Consider the following 18,693-nt stretch of genomic DNA (forward strand, 5'->3'; position numbering starts at 1 on the left):
AATTTTGAAATTTCAAAATTTAGCAAACAAACAAGTAAAGTGCTAAAATTTTTAAAAAACCTTGACATTTTGCCACTCAATGTTGTATAATGTTAGCAATCAAAACGAAAGAGTGCTAATAAATGAAAACAAACAAGCGTGATTTGATACTTGATTCTATCATCGAAGCCTATTTGGACCTCAACGCTCCGATTGGCTCGTCGCAGTTAGGCGGGCGCATGGAGGTCGCTATACCAGCCTCGACGATTAGGGTGTATTTCAAAAAACTCAGCGACGAGGGCGCAATCACGCAACTTCATGTCAGTGGCGGGCGAATCCCCACAGTAGCGACCATGCAAGATTACTGGCGCGCTAAGCTCGATTTTAGCGAGATTTTATCGCTAAGAGACGGCGATGAGCTAGAAGCAATCTTAGAGGATTTTGATATTTATTGTATGATTTTTAGCGCAGAAAGCGAGTGTTTGACCGAGGTCATAAAACACGATGAGCGTTTTATGATTTTGGTTTTCGACAAAGATGAGATTATTTTGAAATTTGATAACAGAATTTTCGAGCTTTTGTCGAATTTAATCGGAATTTCGCTCAAAGACTTAGAAGTTGCCTCTATGCAAATCGGTCTTAGGGAGCTAAACACCAAAATCCGCGAGCTGAAAAACTCAAAAATCGAGTTTATCGCAAACGAAGTCATGGCGTATAAAATTTTTAAAGATGAGAGATTTAAAATTTTGCTAAACCCCTCAATCGCCGTGAATTTTGACAAAAATTTAATCTTTGCGCCCTATTTCGAGCCCGGTTTTATGGGGATAAAATGCCCAGTAAAATTCGAAAACAAGGACGCTACGATGATTTGCGCTGGAAGTGTTTATGAGGATTATGAAAAATTTTTTAAATTTAGTAAAGGAGTAGCATGAGCCAAAAATTTGACGAAAAAACGCAAAATTCAGCAGGTGAATTTGAGGAAAAAGAGCACAAAAACTGCGGCGCTGGCTGCGGCTGCCAAAGCCCGCTAGCTGACGACAGCGATGAATTTAGCGAAGAGTTACAAAGCGAGTGTGAGTGCGAAAGCGCGCAAGATGATGAAATCACTAAGCTACAAAACGAACTTAGCGAGATTACGGATAAATTTTACCGCGCTAGTGCTGATTTCGACAATATCAAAAAGCGTTTAGAGCGCGAAAAAACCACAGCCGTGGAGTATGCGGCGGAAAAATTTGCAAAAGATCTCTTGCCGATAATCGACGCACTCGAAGAAGCCGCGAAAATCGACATTGAGGGCAACGAACTAGCCGATAAAATCGAAGAAGGCGTGAAGCAATGTATAAATTTGTTTTTAAGCACATTTGAAAAATACGGCATTACGCCGATTTCGATCGATGAGGGCTACGAGAGCGAAAGCGGTAAATTTTACCCAATCCAACTCGTAGAAAAAGAGGGAGCCAAAACAAACGACATAGTCCAAGTTTTGCAAAAAGGTTACCTTTACAAAGAGCGAATTTTACGCCCTGTAATGGTTATTTTGGCGAAGTAAATTCGCAAATTTACAAAATTTAAAGAAAACAAAATTTAATAAAAAGGATAAAACATGGGAAAAGTCATTGGAATTGATTTAGGCACAACCAACTCTTGCGTTAGCATTTTTGAACGAGGCGAGAGCAAAATCATACCAAACAAAGAGGGTAAAAACACAACTCCGTCAGTTGTCGCATTTACCGACAAAGGCGAGGTTTTAGTCGGCGATAGCGCCAAACGCCAAGCCGTCACAAACCCTGAAAAAACAATTTATTCAATCAAAAGAATTATGGGTTTGATGATGAACGAGAAAAACGCGCAAGAGGCTAAAAAACGCCTTCCGTATAAAATCGTAGATCGCAACGGCGCGTGCGCGGTCGAAATCGCGGGCAAAGTCTATACCCCGCAAGAAATTTCAGCAAAAGTTTTAATCAAGCTAAAAGAGGACGCAGAGGCCTTCTTGGGCGAGCCTGTGGTCGATGCGGTCATCACTGTGCCTGCGTATTTCAACGATAGCCAAAGAAAAGCGACAAAAGAAGCTGGCACAATCGCAGGATTAAATGTCCTTCGTATCGTAAATGAGCCAACCGCGGCAGCTTTGGCGTATGGATTAGACAAAAAAGAAGCCGAAAAAATCGTAGTTTATGATTTGGGTGGCGGAACATTTGATGTCACCGTGCTAGAAACCGGCGATAGCGTGGTAGAAGTGCTAGCAACTGGCGGAAATGCTTTTCTTGGTGGCGATGACTTTGATAACAAAGTAATTGACTTTTTAGCAAGCGAATTCCAAGCAGAAAACGGAATCGACCTTAAAAATGATGTCATGGCTATGCAACGCCTAAAAGAAGCTGCTGAAAATGCCAAAAAAGAGCTTTCAAGCGCAATGGAAACAACTGTAAATTTACCATTTATCACAGCAGATGCCACAGGTCCTAAACACCTTATGAAAACCATAACTAGGGCTAAATTTGAGAGCATGATTGATAATCTAGTCGATGAAACAATCGATACTCTAAAACGCGTAGTTAGCGAAGCAGGACTTAGTATGGGTGATGTCAAAGAGGTCGTCATGGTCGGCGGCTCTACTCGCGTGCCACTTGTGCAAGAAGAGGTCAAAAAAGCATTTGGCAAAGAGCTAAATAAAAGCGTCAATCCTGACGAAGTCGTCGCAATCGGCGCAAGCGTGCAAGGTGCTGTTATCAAAGGCGATGTAAAAGATGTGCTTTTGCTTGATGTTACGCCACTTAGCCTTGGTATCGAAACGCTTGGCAATGTAATGACTAAAATCATCGACAAAGGCACTACAATCCCAACCAAAAAATCGCAAGTCTTCTCGACTGCCGAGGATAACCAATCAGCCGTTACGATTAATGTCTTGCAAGGTGAGAGAGAGTTTGCCAGAGATAACAAATCATTAGGAAATTTCAACCTAGAAGGCATTATGCCAGCCCCTCGCGGTGTGCCTCAAATCGAGGTTGAGTTTAACATCGACGCAAACGGAATTTTAACAGTTACCGCAAAAGACAAAGCCACAGGCAAGGCAACTGATATTCGCATTACTGGTTCAAGCGGTCTAAGCGACGAAGAAATCGACAAAATGGTTAAAGACGCCGAACTTCACAAAGAAGAGGACAAAAAGCGCAAAGAAAGCGTAGATGCTAGAAATCACGCTGACGCTATCGCTCACCAAACAGAAAAATCACTTGCTGAAATGGGCGAAAAAGTCCCAGGCGAGCTAAGAGCAAATATCGAAAGCGCACTAAATGATTTAAAAGAAGTTCTCAAAAACGAAAACGCGACAAAAGATCAAATTGACGCTAAGGTAAATGCCCTAAGCAAGGCGGCCGAGGATCTTTACAAGGCAGCCAGCGCGAACCAAAACCAAGGCGCAAATTCAAACAACGCTAAAAAAGACGATGATGTCATCGACGCAGAAGTCGAATAAATAAAATTTGAGCTAGCTTGCTAGCTCAAATTTCCGCCAAAATTTCCAAAATATCAAATTTTAATTTTATCCACATACATTAATATTCTATATCAATACAAAATTTGCAGGAATTCGATTATTAGCACAAAATCGTGCTAAATTTATTTAAATTTAAAAATTATAATTTTATACATATTAGAAATTTAGGGATTTATTGCAAATTTTATTGATTTAAATCAATAAATTTGATTAATAATTTGTTATAATTTGCCTTGTGTTTCACAAATTTCTTTGAAAGAAAGGATAATTCTATGGACAGACGAGAATTTATCAAAAGTTCAGCAGCTGCTGCTGCGTGTAGTGCCGCTGGAATTTCTGCCCCAAGCCTAGCTAGTGCAGCGGATGGCGAAAAAGACTGGCGCTGGGACAAAGCGGCTTGTCGTTTTTGCGGAACCGGTTGTGGTATTATGGTTGCCACAAAAGGCGGAAAAATCGTAGCTGTAAAAGGCGATCCACTATGCCCTGTAAATCGTGGTCTTAACTGCATTAAAGGTTATTTTAATGCTAAGATTATGTATGGCGAGGACCGTATCACAAAACCTCTTTTGCGTATGAACGAAAAAGGCGAATTTGACAAAAAAGGTAAATTCGGCGAAGTTAGCTGGAAAAAAGCTTTTGATGTCATGGAAGCGCAATTCAGAAAAGCTTACGAGGAAAAAGGTCCAAGCGGTTTAGCTGTATTTGGTAGCGGTCAATACACTATCATGGAAGGTGTCGCTGCTGTCAAACTTATCAAAGCAGGTTTTAGATCTCACAATATCGACCCGAATGCTCGCCACTGTATGGCAAGTGCGGTTGTTGCGTTTATGCAAACATTTGGTATAGATGAGCCGTCAGGTTGTTTCGATGATATCGAGCTAACTGATACAGTTGTTTGCTGGGGCGCGAATATGGCCGAAATGCACCCAGTGCTTTGGTCTCGCGTAAATGACGCTAAACTTAAAAATCCTGATAAATACAAAGTTGTAAATTTATCAACTTTTTCAAGCAGAACTTCAAGCATAGCTGATATTGAGATTATTTTCAAACCTCATACTGACCTTGCGATTTGGAATTTAATCGCTCACGAGATTGTATATAACCACCCAGAAGCATTTGATGAAAATTTCGTCAAAGAGCACTGCGTGTTTGCAACAGGTCCAGTTGATATCGGTTATGGTATGAGACCAAATCCAAAACACCCTAAATTTGATCCAAAAGAGGTCGATACAGTAGAAAAAGAGCTATCAAAAGTTCTTAGCGAAAACGAAGGCGTAACACTATCATACCTTGGTATGAAAGCTGGCGACACGCTAGAAAATAAAAGCAATGGCAAAGCCGACGCTCACTGGCTAATCGGTTTTGAAGATTTCAAAAAAGCCTTAGAGCCTTATACACTAGATTTCGTTGCCAAACTTGCCAAAGGCGATGACAACGAGGATTTAGAAACTTTCAAGAAAAAACTTCAAGGCTTAGTTGATTTATATGTCGAAAAAGGCAGAAAAGTAGTAAGCTTCTGGACAATGGGTATGAATCAACACCAAAGAGGAACTTGGGTAAATGAGCAAAGCTATATGGTGCATTTCTTGCTAGGCAAACAAGCTAAACCAGGCGAAGGTGCGTTCTCACTAACAGGACAACCAAGCGCTTGCGGAACTGCTCGCGAGGTAGGAACTTTCTGCCACAGATTGCCAGCTGACATGGTCGTAGCAAATCCAAAACACAGAGAAATGACAGAAAAAGTATGGCAAATCCCTGCTGGCACAATCAACCCACGCCCAGGCTTCCCTTATGTAAAACTAATGAGAGATATCGAGGATGGTGCAGTTAAATTCGCTTGGGTTCATGTAAATAACCCATGGCACAATACAGCCAACGCTAACCACTGGATCAAAGCAGCAAGAGAAATGGATAACTTCATCGTAGTAAGCGATCCATATCCAGGCGTATCTGCAAAAGTAGCGGATTTGATCTTACCAACTGCTATGATTTATGAGAAATGGGGAGCTTATGGTAATGCTGAGCGTAGAACTCAACACTGGCGACAACAAGTATTGCCAGTAGGCGAAGCGATGAGCGATACATGGCAAATTTTAGAATTCTCAAAACGCTTTAAGATTAAAGATTTCTGGGGCGAGAGAAAAATCGATGATAAGCTAACCTTGCCAGATGTTTTAGAAGAAGCAAAAAAAATGGGTTACGATCCAGAAGATACTCTATTTGATGTATTGTTCGCTAACAAACGCGCACTTGAATACAAAGCAGATGATCCAATCATCGCAGGCTTTGACTGCACCGAAGTTTTCGGCGATAGCAGAAATGTCGTAGGAAGCGACGGAGAGGTATTTAAAGGCTATGGATTCTTCGTGCATAAATATCTATTCGAAGAGTATAGAATTTTCGGCGACGGACACGGACACGATTTAGCTGATTTTGATACATATCACAGAGTTAGAGGTCTTAGATGGCCAGTTGTCGATGGTAAAGAGACTCAATGGAGATTTAATACCAAATACGACACTTACGCTAAAAAAGCTAATCCAGACGGCGATTTCGCATTTTATGGTAACCAAGGCGCACTTCCGACAGGCGATATGAAAAGCGCAACCTCAGGCGATGAGAAAACTTCATTTAAAAACAAAGGTAAAATTTTCTTCCGCCCTTACATGGATCCATGCGAAATGCCAAGCGAAGAGTATCCGTTCTGGCTATGCACAGGTCGTGTGCTAGAACACTGGCACTCAGGCTCTATGACAATGCGTGTTCCTGAGCTTTACCGCGCTGTTCCAGAAGCTCTATGCTTTATGAACAAAGCAGACGGCGATAAAATGGGCATAGCTCAAAATGATATTGTATGGGTAGAATCAAGAAGAGGAAAAGTAAAAGCAAGAGTAGATTTTAGAGGTAGAAATGTTCCGCCTGTGGGTCTTGTTTATGTTCCTTGGTTTGATGAAAATGTATTTATCAACAAAGTTTGTCTAGACGCGACCTGCCCTCTTTCAAAAGAGACAGACTATAAAAAATGCGCAGTAAAAATTTATAAGGCATAATTATGGAAAGACGCGAAGTTTTAGGTTTATTAGGACTGCTTGTAGCAGGCGGAAGTGGATTTTGTGAATTTGCCAGAGCAGAGGATAAAATCCGTCTAAGACCGCCAGGTGCCCTTGATGAAAAAGAATTTATGAGCAAATGTATTCGTTGTGGGCTGTGCGTCGAAGCATGTCCATTTGATACACTAAAACTAGCAGAATTTGGCGATAGCGGAGTGCCAAACGGAACTCCGTTTTTCCAGCCAAGACTAACTCCATGCTATATGTGCCAAGATATACCTTGCACAGTAGCGTGCCCGACTAGCGCGTTAGATAAACAAAAAGTTAGCGAAAATGACAAATTAAATATCAACAAAGCACAAATGGGCGTTGCAGTAGTAGATCAGAAAAACTGCGTTGCATACTTTGGAATTCAATGCGACGCATGTTATAGAGCCTGCCCTGTCATGGATAAGGCACTATTTATCGAATACAAACGCAACACAAGGACAGAAAAACACGCATTTTTGCTACCTGTTGTAGATAGCGATTACTGCACAGGGTGTGGAAAATGCGAAAAAGCCTGTATAACCGAAAAAGCAGCCATTACGGTGCTACCACGAAATTCGGTTTTAGGCAAGGTAAATGACAACTATGTCAAAGGTTGGATCGAAGGCGATGACGCGAAGCTAAAAGACGCTGATAGCCAAATCAACTTAAATTTGAAAAAAGGTATTGATTACTTAAACGGAGGCGAGCTATGAAATACACACTTTTAAGAAGATTAGTTCAATTCCTAATCCTTGGCCTTTTCATAGCTGGAAACTGCTATGGATTTAAAATTTTGCAAGGAAATTTAAGTTCGTCAGTGCTTTTTGGAGTTATAAATTTAAGCGATCCTTTTGCCGTGCTTCAACTATTTTTGGCAAGTTTTAGCCTAGGTGCGCTTAGCATAGTTGGCGCGTTAATCATATTTGCGTTTTACGCTTTGATTGCGCCACGAGCTTTTTGCGGTTGGGTATGTCCTATCAATATCCTAACAGATTTGGCAGCTTGGATAAGAAAAGTTTTAAATATCCAAACCAAAATGTTTAGCGTCAGCAAAAACGCTAGATACTATTTGTTAGTTTTAGTCCTACTTTGTAGCGGATTGTTTAGTATAGCAGCCTTTGAGATACTAAATTTCGTCGGATTTTTCACAAGAGCGGTCGTTAGCCTTAGCGTTAGCGCATTTAGTATAGCCGCAATCATTGTGATATTTGAAATTTTCGCAGGAAATAGAATAATATGTTCCCATATATGCCCACTAGGGGGATTTTGGGCGATAGCAAGTAAATTTAGCTTAATTCGCATTTATCATAATGCAAACAAATGCACCAAATGCAACAAATGCAAGAGCGTTTGCCCTGAGGTTCAGGTACTAAAAATGGTCTCAAAAGAGAGTTTTAAAATCGATTCTGAGTGCATAAGTTGCGGTAGATGTGTCCAAATTTGCGATGATGATGCGTTAAATTTTAGCATACTAGGAGTAAAAAAATGAAAAAGAAATTTGCTTTTTTAAGCCTTGTTGCAGCTACAATTTGTTGTTTGGGTTTGAGCGGTTGCCAAGATGAAAAAGGCAAAGCGAGCTCAAATACAAACCAACCAGTAGCGCAAACACAAGCCGCCTCAGCACCTGCTACTACTAACGAAGTAAAAGCAGAAGCGCCTAAGGCAGAGGTAGCGCCAGCTGCTGCACCACAAGAGCCAGCCGCACCAGCGCCGGTTGTCGAGAAAAAGGAAGATATACCAAATTTAGAGCTTGCGCAAAGTCCTAAATTTAGAGAGGATTACACTAACGAAAACCTAACCTTGCCTACCTATGAGGTAAAAGGTGGCGCACCAGGCGAAAATATGGTATTTGAGAGAAGCTTCGAGAACGCTCCTCCGCTAATCCCACACACTTTGGACGATATGCTACCTATCACAGCCGAAAACAACATGTGCACCACATGCCACCTTCCAGAGGCTGCACAGGCTATGCAGATCAAATCAGTCCCACAAAGCCACTTAGCTGATTTGCGTGATGAGAATCAAAAGAGCCTTGATGGCGCACTTTCTATGGCTAGATATGACTGCGTTTCTTGCCATGTTATTCAAACAAACGCAACCGAGCTAGTTCAAAACAAATTTGAAGCAGATTTTAGTCGCTTTGCAGACTCAAATACTAGCTCAAATTTGCTTGACATTTTAAATCAGGGTGCTGATATCAAATAACCATTTTGTTGTGAGTTTGGATCTCCAAACTCACACAAAATTTACGAGGTAAAAAATGAAAAAATTATTCGTTGCTTTTATCTTTTTAGCAACCTTTCTTTTTGCAAATGACAAAGTCATAGTAGATGGCAACATCGCAATTTTAAAGCAAATGGATGAAAAAATCTATGCTGGCACGGACACCGGAAAGCTTTTTAGTATAAGCGGGAGCGATGAGAACGCTACTCTTGTTTTAGCTCTTCCGCAAGTCAAAAGCTATGTCGATGGAGATATCGATTCTAAGGTCATCGATGTCGATAAACTAGGTGAAAAATTTGCCCTTTTGATAAATGGCGATTATATGCACAAAAAACTCGCCGTGTATGAAAATGGCACGCTTGACACCTTTGATTTGCCGATAACTGGTATCAAAAGACTATTTTTGCTAGATAGCAATACTATCGTTTTACTAGGCGTAGGAAGCGAAATTTTATACTACGATATAGCCTCAAAATCGGTGAAATTTGAGCACAAAATTTCAGATTCGCCTTTTGGTGGCGTGAGCTTTGACCGCGAGAAAAATTTATTGCTTCTTTCAAACGAAGGCGGTATGATTTACTTTTTTGACACAAAAGAGAAAAAATTCTTACGCGAAAAAAGTATCCACAAAGACAATGTCTTCAATGTAGCCTTTGTAGGCGAGAGGGTGATAACTGGCTCAAACGACAAAACCTGCTACTACGAAAACGCAAGAGAGTCTAAGCTTTTCGAAACTGGCTTTATCGTGTATAGCGTGGCATTAAGCGAGGATTTTGGCGCATTTACGACACTTGATGGCATAAATATCATAAACAAAGCTGGAAGCATCATCAAAAAAATCCCTTATGATGGCGAAATCATAAACAACATGACATTTTATGGCGATCACTTAGTTGGCGCAGGATACGACAAAACAATTCATTTTTGGAGTTATAAATGAACATTTCAAGTGTGATAATCTACACAGATAATAAGACGAATTTGGACGAGCTTAGCGCTCTCGTGGCAAAGATAGAGTTTTGCGAAGTCGTGGCTGCACAAGATGGCAAAATCGTAGCGACTATCCAAACCGAGAGCCTAGATCAAGAGCTGGGCGCATTTAAGGCCATGCAAGCCCTAAAAGGCGTAAGCGATGTAGCTATGATATACTCATACCAAGACCTAGACGAACAAATCGACGCCGCGAACAGCAACAATATAGAAGAGATTATGCAAAAAATCGACGAAGAACCAGAAATCAAAAAAATCAAATACGGCGGTAGTTTAAATATCTAAATTTACCTCTTTTTAAAGGCCGAATTTGGCAGAATTTGGCCTTTTAAAATTTAGCGACAATCAGAGAGACCTAGTGTAAAATCCATGAAATATTCATTATCAAAATTATAAGTAAATGTAGCCTTGAAATTTTTATTTTTAATATCTGAATTGCAATATTGTTCTTTTACGCCGTTTTTAAAATTTTGTTTAAACAAATCAAAATCTTGCTCCACGAAATCCCGCCAAGAGATATTTTGCATATTTTGCACATCGTTTAAATCATAAAAATAAATTACTTTCTTTGTTTTTGGATTACACTCTATATTTGTTAAAGTGGTTGCATCATCTAGTCTGGTTGGCAATTTTGTCTTTATTTCATTTTGCAATCTGCAAATTTCCTCATCACCCATAAATTTTTGTTTAAACTGTATATATCCGAATTTTCCCAGCATAAAAGCCATAAAAAATATAACAATACTAAATAAATTTTTCATTTTTTCTCCAAATTTTATTTTTTAATAATGCTAGAAAATAAATTTTTAAAACAATAAACTATATTTTTTTGCCCCAAAACTACTATTTGAAGGACATATACTATACCAAACACTATCGCAGATGTTTTTACTCTACCCAAATAATACCTAGCACTTCCTCTATATTCTGTCAAAGACCAACGAATAAGAAAATAGCAGAAACATACAAACGCAACAAAATATAAAATCCTAAAAATATTTATCACAAAATTTTCATTAAGTTGTAAATTTGAAATTTTCTGCTTAAATTTTTCTGTTTTATCTAAAATTTTAAAATTTTCTTCTTTTTGAGTGTCGGCGACATTGATATATTTCGCTAAGTAATTTGTATCATTTTCTTTAAAATTCTCTTGTTTTTTGCGCACCTGCTCTTGTAAAAATCATAACGACAAACTCGCTCGCAAAAGCTAAAATCAGCAGATACCCCATATACTCCTCGCTCACAATACCCAAAGCAATAGCGAAAAATGGGATATAAAATAGCTTTTGAAGAAGAATTTCAACCATTTCTTTGTAAAAAAGAAAGCAAGTAACACCACATATTCCAGCGACGATAGAAATAGATAAGGCTGATTCTTGCGTTACTAAAATTGCGCCTCCTAGCAAGTTAGACCCTATGCCTGATGCTATGAAAAATGCAAATAGTTTTTTGCTACTTGCAAATTTGCCAATCATATAAATCACATAAATTCTACATAACCCCCCAATGAATAGAAAAAATTTACCTATACTCGTATCATCTGAATTTTCAAAAAACACTTTAAGAACCAAGCCGAAAATCAAAATCGCATTAGCAACTAAAAAATCTTTTTTAATTTTATAAAATTCATCTATTTTTGGAGTTTGCTTAGGTTTTATCGTTTGAAATGATTTTTTATTTTTTATTTCATACACAACATGGCCTTTTTTAAAAAATTCAGCCATTATACCCCCCCCCTTAAATTAGATTTAAACATTAAAACACATAAATTATATTTACATTATTGTTTTTTGACATAGGATAAAAATGTGATTTTTGTTTAATTTTGTTAATGGGTAAATTTGAAATAGTAAATTTGAATAAAATTTATGGTGCGACCAGCGAGATTTGAACTCGCACACGCGAAGCGCACTACCCCCTCAAGATAGCGTGTCTACCAATTCCACCATGGTCGCATGAGAAAGCCCGCGAAGATGCGGGCGAGTGATTACGCAGCTGCTTTTGTAAGAGCGTCTGTAACAAAAGGATTAGCGAAAAGCAAGATAAATGCGATAACAAGCGCATAAATAACTTGTGCTTCGATCATCGCTAGCGAAATATACATTGTAGTTGATAGTTTGCTAGCTACGCTTGGGTTGCGAGCGATACCAAGGATTGTTGCATTAGCTGCATTACCCATACCAACAGCACCACCAAGAGCGGCAAAACCAAGAACGATACCAACAGCGATTGCTGAGTATGATACGATTTGAGTATAAGCGCTAAGCTCCTCACCTGCGAATGCTGCGCCACAAAGCGCGAAAAGTAAAACCAAAACTTTTTTCATAAAAGTCTCCAAAATAAAATTTCAAAACGCCTTTCGGATCTGTCCCCTACTAAGAACATTTTGAGTGCGGTATTCTAGTGAAATTTTGCTTTTAATTAGTTTAAAAAAGTGGCAAAATTCGCCCAAATTTCGCCACTTTATGAATTTTATTTTTTCGAAGCTAAATATGTATTTAGTGCGCCGACATAGGCCTTGGCTGAGGCTAGCATTGTATCGACATCAAGCCCATGCCCCATAATCGCGCCAGTGCCCTCAAATTCGACCTTAACGGTTACTTTGGCAAGAGCATCTTTGCCTTTGGATACGGCCTTGACTTGATAATCTTTGAGCTCACCGCTAACCTTGCTTATGCGATCAATCGCTTTAAAAATCGCATCGACCCCACCATTTCCAAGCGCGCTATCGCTTAGCAAAATTTTATCATGATTTAGCGTAACAGCCGCGCTTGCGTGGCCTTTGTTGCAGCCATTTGAGCTAAGAAGCGCAATCTCGTAAGCTTTGGTTTTCGCACCCATAAATTCGTCATTTACAAGCTCTCTTAAATCCTCATCATAGACATCTTTTTTGCTATCGGCTAAAATTTTAAATTTCTCAAATGCTACTTGCAATTGCTCGTCGTCTAACTCGTAGCCAAGGGAGATTAATTTGTCCTTGAAAGCGTGGCGTCCGCTGTGTTTGCCAAGCACGAGAGAGTTTTTATCCAGCCCGATATCATCAGCCTTCATAATCTCGTAAGTTTCGCGGTGTTTTAAAACGCCGTCTTGATGGATTCCGCTTTCGTGCGCGAAGGCGTTTTTGCCCACGATTGCCTTATTTGGCTGCGGTTCGATACCTGTGATACTTGCGACCAAACGGCTTGAAGGATAAATTTCTTTGAAATTTATATCCGTATAAAGTGGCGAGAAATGGTCATTTCTGGTTTTTACGACCATTGCAATCTCTTCGAGCGCAGTATTTCCAGCCCTCTCGCCAAGGCCATTTATAGTGCATTCGACTTGGCGCGCGCCAGCTTCAATGCACGCTAGTGTGTTTGCTGTGGCAAGCCCTAAATCGTTGTGATTGTGCGCTGATACAATCGCTCTACCATCTATAAATTCGACCATTTCTTTAAAAATTGCGTAAATTTCATTTGGTAGGCGATATCCCACGGTGTCTGGTAAATTTATCGTAGTTGCGCCCACGCCGATAACCGCCTCGCAAATTTCCTTCATAAAGCCCACATCGCTTCTGCACGCATCCTCGCAACTAAACTCCACATCGTCTGTGAAAGTCTTCGCGTATTGCACAGCCGCAACTGCGCGTTTTATGACCTCATCAGGCTTCATTTTTAGCTTAAATTCCATGTGAATCGGGCTAGTGGCGATGAAGGTGTGTATGCGCTGAAATTTTGCCGGCGCAATAGCCTGCGCTGCGGCCTTTATATCGTTTTCGAGCGCGCGAGAGAGCGAGCAAACCCTAATCTTGCTAGTAGCCTTTGCGATTTGATTAATCGCGTCGAAATCCCCCGGACTAGCCGCCGCAAACCCAGCCTCGATAACATCGACGCCGAGTTTTTCTAATTGGAGTGCAAGGCGGATTTTTTCTTCTGTATTCATCGAAGCGCCCGGGCTTTGCTCGCCGTCGCGCAATGTCGTATCAAAAATAATAATTTTATTTTTATCCATAACCTACCCTTTCATTTGATAAAATTTGGCGATTATAGCAATTTTAGGCTTAAATTTAGTTAGAATTGATAAATTTTATTATTTAGTTCTCTTTGCTTTGTTTGTTAAATTTAACCCCGATAAGCGTTAGCCCCGCGCGCACGAGCCCATATCCTATGTATAGCAAAATGATAAATGCAGGGAATTCGAGCTTGAAAAGATACAGACACGAAAAAAACACCACAATGAGTAAAACCAAAATTTTAATCGCATTTGGCCGTTTTAAATTTATCTTTTTAAAGCTTGGGAAGCGGATATTACTAACCATTAAAAACGACAAAATTGCCATGCCAATGATAAATACGCCACCCCACACAGACGAAACCTCGTATTTGAGGTAAATCCCAATCCACACAGCAATCGTAATAGCCGCAGTTGGGATCGGCAAACCGATGAAAACATTTGGCTCGTAGGTGCCCACGGTGACATTAAATCTCGCTAGCCTCACAGCACCGAAAATCACATACAGCGCGCTAATTAGCGTGCCGACCTGCCCATAATCCTTGCCGATGACGAAATAAAACAGCACCGCTGGTGCCACGCCAAACGCCACTATATCGGCAAGGCTGTCAAATTCTACGCCAAATTTGCTTGTCGTGTGCGTGAGCCTTGCCACGCGCCCGTCAAGTCCGTCAAAAATCAAAGAAAAAATTATATACGCAATCGCGCTAGCATAATGCCCGTTTATCGAGGCAAAAATGCTTAGCATTGCCAAAAATATACTAGCCGCGGTGAAAAGATTTGGCAAAATATATACTAATTTTCCTCTTTCTTCTTCCATTTTACGCCTCTTCTTCTGGATTTTCTTTGGCTAAATTTCGCACCAAACGCGTCGGCAAGTTGTTTTCTTTTTCAAATTTATCGATAATCTCCACGATAACCTCACCAGCGACGGTCTCTTTTTCATACAGAGTTTTTACCATTTCCTCGATTGCAGGCGCATAAACTCGCAAGGTCTCTTTCACAGCTTTGTAGCGTTCATCGAGCTTTGTGCGGACATAGTTGTCGATTTTTACCGCTGTTTCCTCGCTGTAATCCTTAATGCTCTGACCACCGTTTAAAAACGAATATTGCTGTTTTTCAAGCACGATTAAGCCTAGCTCTTCTGTCATACCGACCTTGGCTGCCATAAATTTTAGCCAATCAGTCGCGCGCTGTAAATCATTACTAGCCCCGTCTGTAATCTCGCCTAAAAAGACCTCCTCAGCAGCTCGCCCAGAGAGTAAAACATCGATTTCAGCGAAAATTTCATATCTTTGGTGCAAAAATCTATTTTCAAACGGCGAATTTAGCGTATATCCAGCTGCGCCAAGCCCGCGCGGAACAATCGTAACCTTGCTAACTGGCATTGCGCCTTTGGTAAGCTCGGCGATGAGCGCATGACCGCTTTCGTGATAGGCGACGATTTTTTTCTCCACAGGATTTACGCGGCGCGATTTTTTTTCTAGTCCTATCGCCACGCGTTCGATTGCTTCGAGCAGATCTTTTTGCTCGACCTCTTTTTTCGCCTCTCGACCTGCCAAAAGCGCGGCTTCGTTTATGATATTTGCCAAATCCGCTCCCGCAAAGCCCACGGTAAGGCGCGCAATATCTTCGATATCGATATCGCGGGCAAATTTGACATCTCTCATATGCACCTTTAAAATCGCGATTCTGCCGTCATAATCAGGTCTATCGACCAAAACCTGCCTATCAAATCTACCCGGACGCAAAAGCGCAGCGTCAAGCGTCTCTGGGCGGTTTGTCGCTGCTAGGACGATGACTGGGCTAGACTCTGTGCCAAAGCCGTCCATTTCTGCCAAAAGTTGATTTAAGGTCTGCTCCCTCTCGTCGTTTCCACCGCCGATTCCGCCTGAATTTCTACTTTTTCCAATCGCGTCAATCTCATCGATAAAAACAATCGCGGGCGCCTGTTTTTTGGCTGTTTCAAACAAATCTCTAACCCTACTTGCGCCCACGCCCACAAACATCTCTATAAAGCTAGAAGCCGAAATCGAAAAAAACGGCACATCTGCTTCTCCTGCAACAGCCTTTGCAAGCAGTGTCTTACCTGTGCCAGGAGGGCCTACGAGCAAGACGCCTTTTGGGATTTTCGCTCCTAAGCTTATGTATCGCTCAGGGTTTTTGAGGAAATCGACTATCTCTTTGACCTCTTCTTTGGCCTCTTCGACACCGGCGACATCGCTAAATTTGACATTTGGCTTCTCTGCGCTCATTAAATTTTTCGAACTGCCGATTCCTAGCATACCGCTACCCATATTTTTTTGCATACGATTGGCCAAAAACATCCAAATTCCAAAGAAAATCACAAGCGGTAAAACCCAGCTAAAAAGCAAATCTGTGAGTAAATTTGTTTCGTTATATGCGCCATAAGGGATATTTCTGCTCTCTAAAATACTCACGAGCTCGTTATCATCGACCCTTTGAGCCACATACATTGTATCGCCACTTTGAGCTTTTATCGTGGTTTTGCCGATAGAAACCATTGAAATTTGAGCTGTTTTAAGCTGTGATTTTAGCTCTGAGTAGCTGACATTTCTAGTCTGTCCCACGCCCAAATTTCCAAGGGTCGCACCCTCGCCAAAACCGCCACCATTTGGGCTAATTGCCCTAAAAATCACAATTAAAATCAGCGCAAAAACCACAAACATACCAATAGGATTTTTGTTGAAAAAATTTCCTCCGCCGTTTTGTTGATTTTTGTTATTTTGATTATTCATTTTCACCTTTCTCATAAACAAAGCTACACCACTCGTTTTTTTGCTCCATTTTCACGAAGCGCAAATCCGAAAATGCAGATTTTATTCTATCTTTGTAATTTTCTAAAATTCCAGAAAGCACGAGGTGTGCGCCAGGATTTAGCGCGTTTTTCAAATCGCTGGCTAGTATCAAAATCACATCAGCGATTATGTTTGCTACGACTAAATCATATTTTTCGCCCGCTCCTGCGATACTTCCTGTCCAAATTTTATCCAAGCTCACGCCGTTTTTTTGCGCATTTTGCACGCTAGCATCAGTGGCTTGCTCGTCAGTATCGCACGCGCTGACATTTGCGCCAAGCTTTTTCATCGCGATACTTAAAATTCCGCTTCCACAGCCTACATCAAGGGCTTTTGCGCCCTCTTTGGTAATCTCGCTTAAAATTTGCAAACACATATTTGTGCTCTCGTGGTGCCCTGAGCCAAAGGCGAGTGCTGGATCGATTAAAATATCGATTAGCCCTGCCCTGCTCTCGCACCAGCTAGGGCGGACATAAAATTTACCCACCTCAATCGGTTCAACGCCCTTTTTATACTCGTTTATCCAATCTTGATTTTTCTTTTGCGAAATTTCGATTTCTAGCGAAATTTGCGCCCCTGTGGATTTTTGCAAGGCTTCTTTAAATTCGATTAGCGCGAATTTCACCATTTCTAGGCTATCCTCGTCGCGCACGATAAACTCGCCCTCGCGCTCTTCTATGCACGAAATCCCAAGCTCAAAGACAAAATCTTTAAAAAATTCCAAGCCATTTTGGCTCTTTACACTCATTTCATTATAAAATTCTTTCATCTCAAAACCTTAAAAGCCATTACGATATCACAAAATTTTAAACGCTTTTTCTAAATCTATACCGCCCTCGTAATATGCCTTGCCGACAATCACGCCTGCGATTTTGCCGCTGTTTTTGCACGCTAAAATGTCGCTAATGTCCTTCACGCCGCCACTTGCGATTGTATCAATCCCGCTAGCTTCGGCGATTGCTTCTGTGAATTCCACATTTACGCCACATAGCATGCCATCTTTACCGATATCCGTGCAGATTATCGCGCTAACTCCCGCTCCTGCGTAAAGCTTAGCCAAATCAGTCGCCTTAATGCTGCTCACATCTGCCCAGCCCTCGGTTGCGACCATGCCACCAAGCGCGTCGATTCCTACGACGATATTGTATTTTGGCGACATTTCTTTGACAAAATTTGGATTTTTTAGCGCAACTGAGCCTAAAATAAATCTATAAACGCCCAAATTTTGGTAGTCTTTTATGCGCTTTTCATCGCGGATTCCACCACCTACTTCGACTTTTAAATTTGTCGAATTTACGATTTTCTCAATCGTTTTGAAATTTATCGGCTCTCCCGCAAACGCTCCGTCTAAATCTACCAAATGCAGGTATTTCGCCCCCATATCTTCGAATTTTTTAGCTAATTCCCAAGGGGTTTTTGAATAAATTTTCGCACTCTCCATTTTGCCCTTGCTAAGGCGCACGGCAAGGCCCTCTTTTAAATCAATCGCAGGTAAAATTTCCATTATAACTCCGTGAAATTTTTAATTATTTTTATGCCATTTTCGTGGCTTTTTTCGGGGTGTGGCTGAAAGCCAAAGACATTTTCCTTGCAAACTGCGCTAGGAAATTCATACCCATACGCCGTCTTTGCTAGGATAAACTCTTCATCACAAAGCGCGTGATAAGAATGCACAAAATACGCATAAACCGAGCTTTTAAGCCCCGAATTTATGGGCGCCTCGCGCGTGAATTCTAGTGTGTTCCAGCCCATGTGCGGGATTTTTAAACTCTCGCTAAATTTGCTCTCATCAAATTTCACCACTTCGCCACTAATTATCCCAAGCCCCTCACTTGAACCAAATTCTGCGCTTTTGTCAAAGAGAAGTTGCATACCAAGGCAAATTCCCAAAAAATACCGCCCACTTGCGACAAATTCTCTTATTGCTTCATCTAAATTTGCGCTTTTTAGCTTAGCCATAGCTTCGCCGAAAGCTCCCACGCCAGGAAGTAAAATTTTGTCGCATTTTAGCAGTTTTTCAGGCTCACTCACTAACTCAAATTTCGCCCCACAAAAGCTAAGGGCGTTTTTCACGCTTCGTATATTTCCAGCACCATAATCAACAATCCCTATCAAA

At 40.9% G+C, this 18,693-nt stretch carries 19 protein-coding genes and 1 tRNA gene; 9 read left to right on the forward strand and 11 right to left on the reverse strand.

Annotated features, from left to right (window positions below; translation table 11 throughout):
- Positions 1-122 precede the first annotated feature (122 nt).
- The 9 genes from PF027_RS05020 (at position 123) to PF027_RS05060 (ending at position 10,053) form a co-directional block, all read left to right on the forward strand.
- On the forward strand, positions 123-911 hold the full coding sequence (locus PF027_RS05020) for an HrcA family transcriptional regulator (protein ID WP_270859420.1): 789 nt from the start codon (positions 123-125) through the stop codon (positions 909-911).
- Positions 908-1,528, forward strand: coding sequence for a nucleotide exchange factor GrpE (locus PF027_RS05025; RefSeq protein WP_270872378.1), 621 nt, complete (start codon positions 908-910; stop codon positions 1,526-1,528). Before PF027_RS05020 ends, PF027_RS05025 begins: the two co-directional genes overlap by 4 nt.
- Positions 1,529-1,582: 54 nt before the next feature.
- A complete protein-coding gene (dnaK, locus tag PF027_RS05030; RefSeq protein WP_270872379.1) occupies positions 1,583-3,454 on the forward strand; it encodes a molecular chaperone DnaK in 1,872 nt (623 codons plus the stop codon).
- A gap of 293 nt (positions 3,455-3,747) precedes the next feature.
- Complete coding sequence (gene napA, locus PF027_RS05035) at positions 3,748-6,525, forward strand: nitrate reductase catalytic subunit NapA (RefSeq protein WP_270868046.1); 2,778 nt, start codon at positions 3,748-3,750, stop codon at positions 6,523-6,525.
- Positions 6,526-6,527: 2 nt separating this feature from the next.
- Positions 6,528-7,268: a ferredoxin-type protein NapG gene (gene napG / locus PF027_RS05040; protein WP_270866451.1), complete on the forward strand. Its 741-nt coding sequence runs from the start codon at positions 6,528-6,530 to the stop codon at positions 7,266-7,268.
- On the forward strand, positions 7,265-8,044 hold the full coding sequence (gene napH, locus PF027_RS05045; protein WP_270859415.1) for a quinol dehydrogenase ferredoxin subunit NapH: 780 nt from the start codon (positions 7,265-7,267) through the stop codon (positions 8,042-8,044). The genes napG and napH overlap by 4 nt, the downstream gene beginning before the upstream one ends.
- Positions 8,041-8,760, forward strand: coding sequence for a nitrate reductase cytochrome c-type subunit (locus PF027_RS05050; RefSeq protein WP_270872380.1), 720 nt, complete (start codon positions 8,041-8,043; stop codon positions 8,758-8,760). The genes napH and PF027_RS05050 overlap by 4 nt, the downstream gene beginning before the upstream one ends.
- Positions 8,761-8,815: 55 nt before the next feature.
- Positions 8,816-9,718 carry a WD40 repeat domain-containing protein gene (locus PF027_RS05055; RefSeq protein WP_270872381.1) on the forward strand — a complete coding sequence of 301 codons (903 nt, stop codon included), beginning with the start codon at positions 8,816-8,818 and terminating at the stop codon, positions 9,716-9,718.
- Entirely contained in the window at positions 9,715-10,053 is a 339-nt protein-coding gene (locus tag PF027_RS05060) for a chaperone NapD (RefSeq protein WP_270859412.1), read from the forward strand. The genes PF027_RS05055 and PF027_RS05060 overlap by 4 nt, the downstream gene beginning before the upstream one ends.
- Positions 10,054-10,103: 50 nt before the next feature.
- On the opposite strand, the gene PF027_RS05065 is transcribed toward PF027_RS05060, so the two are convergent.
- The 11 genes from PF027_RS05065 to hisH all read right to left on the reverse strand — a co-directional run bounded on the left by PF027_RS05065 (position 10,104) and on the right by hisH (position 18,692).
- Positions 10,104-10,529, reverse strand: a complete 426-nt coding sequence (locus tag PF027_RS05065) for a hypothetical protein (protein ID WP_270872382.1) — start codon at positions 10,527-10,529, stop codon at positions 10,104-10,106.
- 14 nt (positions 10,530-10,543) lie between these two features.
- Positions 10,544-10,933, reverse strand: coding sequence for a hypothetical protein (locus tag PF027_RS05070; RefSeq protein ID WP_270872383.1), 390 nt, complete (start codon positions 10,931-10,933; stop codon positions 10,544-10,546).
- A complete protein-coding gene (locus PF027_RS05075; protein WP_270872384.1) occupies positions 10,908-11,492 on the reverse strand; it encodes a hypothetical protein in 585 nt (194 codons plus the stop codon). The genes PF027_RS05070 and PF027_RS05075 overlap by 26 nt, the downstream gene beginning before the upstream one ends.
- A 145-nt stretch (positions 11,493-11,637) precedes the next feature.
- Positions 11,638-11,723: transfer RNA gene (locus tag PF027_RS05080), tRNA-Leu, on the reverse strand.
- A gap of 32 nt (positions 11,724-11,755) precedes the next feature.
- Positions 11,756-12,094 (reverse strand): ATP synthase F0 subunit C, encoded by a 339-nt coding sequence (gene atpE, locus PF027_RS05085; protein ID WP_270859398.1) that lies wholly within the window; start codon positions 12,092-12,094, stop codon positions 11,756-11,758.
- Positions 12,095-12,240: 146 nt separating this feature from the next.
- Positions 12,241-13,758: a 2-isopropylmalate synthase gene (locus tag PF027_RS05090; protein WP_270872385.1), complete on the reverse strand. Its 1,518-nt coding sequence runs from the start codon at positions 13,756-13,758 to the stop codon at positions 12,241-12,243.
- An 82-nt stretch (positions 13,759-13,840) separates the two neighbouring features.
- Positions 13,841-14,578, reverse strand: a complete 738-nt coding sequence (pssA, locus tag PF027_RS05095; protein WP_270859396.1) for a CDP-diacylglycerol--serine O-phosphatidyltransferase — start codon at positions 14,576-14,578, stop codon at positions 13,841-13,843.
- Between the two features lies 1 nt (position 14,579).
- A complete protein-coding gene (gene ftsH / locus PF027_RS05100) occupies positions 14,580-16,517 on the reverse strand; it encodes an ATP-dependent zinc metalloprotease FtsH (RefSeq protein ID WP_270872386.1) in 1,938 nt (645 codons plus the stop codon).
- On the reverse strand, positions 16,510-17,346 hold the full coding sequence (locus PF027_RS05105) for a 50S ribosomal protein L11 methyltransferase (protein WP_270859394.1): 837 nt from the start codon (positions 17,344-17,346) through the stop codon (positions 16,510-16,512). The genes ftsH and PF027_RS05105 overlap by 8 nt, the downstream gene beginning before the upstream one ends.
- A 27-nt stretch (positions 17,347-17,373) precedes the next feature.
- Positions 17,374-18,081, reverse strand: coding sequence for a 1-(5-phosphoribosyl)-5-[(5-phosphoribosylamino)methylideneamino]imidazole-4-carboxamide isomerase (gene hisA / locus PF027_RS05110; RefSeq protein WP_270872387.1), 708 nt, complete (start codon positions 18,079-18,081; stop codon positions 17,374-17,376).
- Entirely contained in the window at positions 18,081-18,692 is a 612-nt protein-coding gene (gene hisH, locus PF027_RS05115; protein ID WP_270872388.1) for an imidazole glycerol phosphate synthase subunit HisH, read from the reverse strand. The genes hisA and hisH overlap by 1 nt, the downstream gene beginning before the upstream one ends.
- Between the last annotated feature and the right edge of the window lies 1 nt (position 18,693).

The organism is Campylobacter sp. VBCF_01 NA2, from assembly GCF_027797205.1.
Taxonomy (GTDB): Bacteria; Campylobacterota; Campylobacteria; order Campylobacterales; family Campylobacteraceae; genus Campylobacter_B.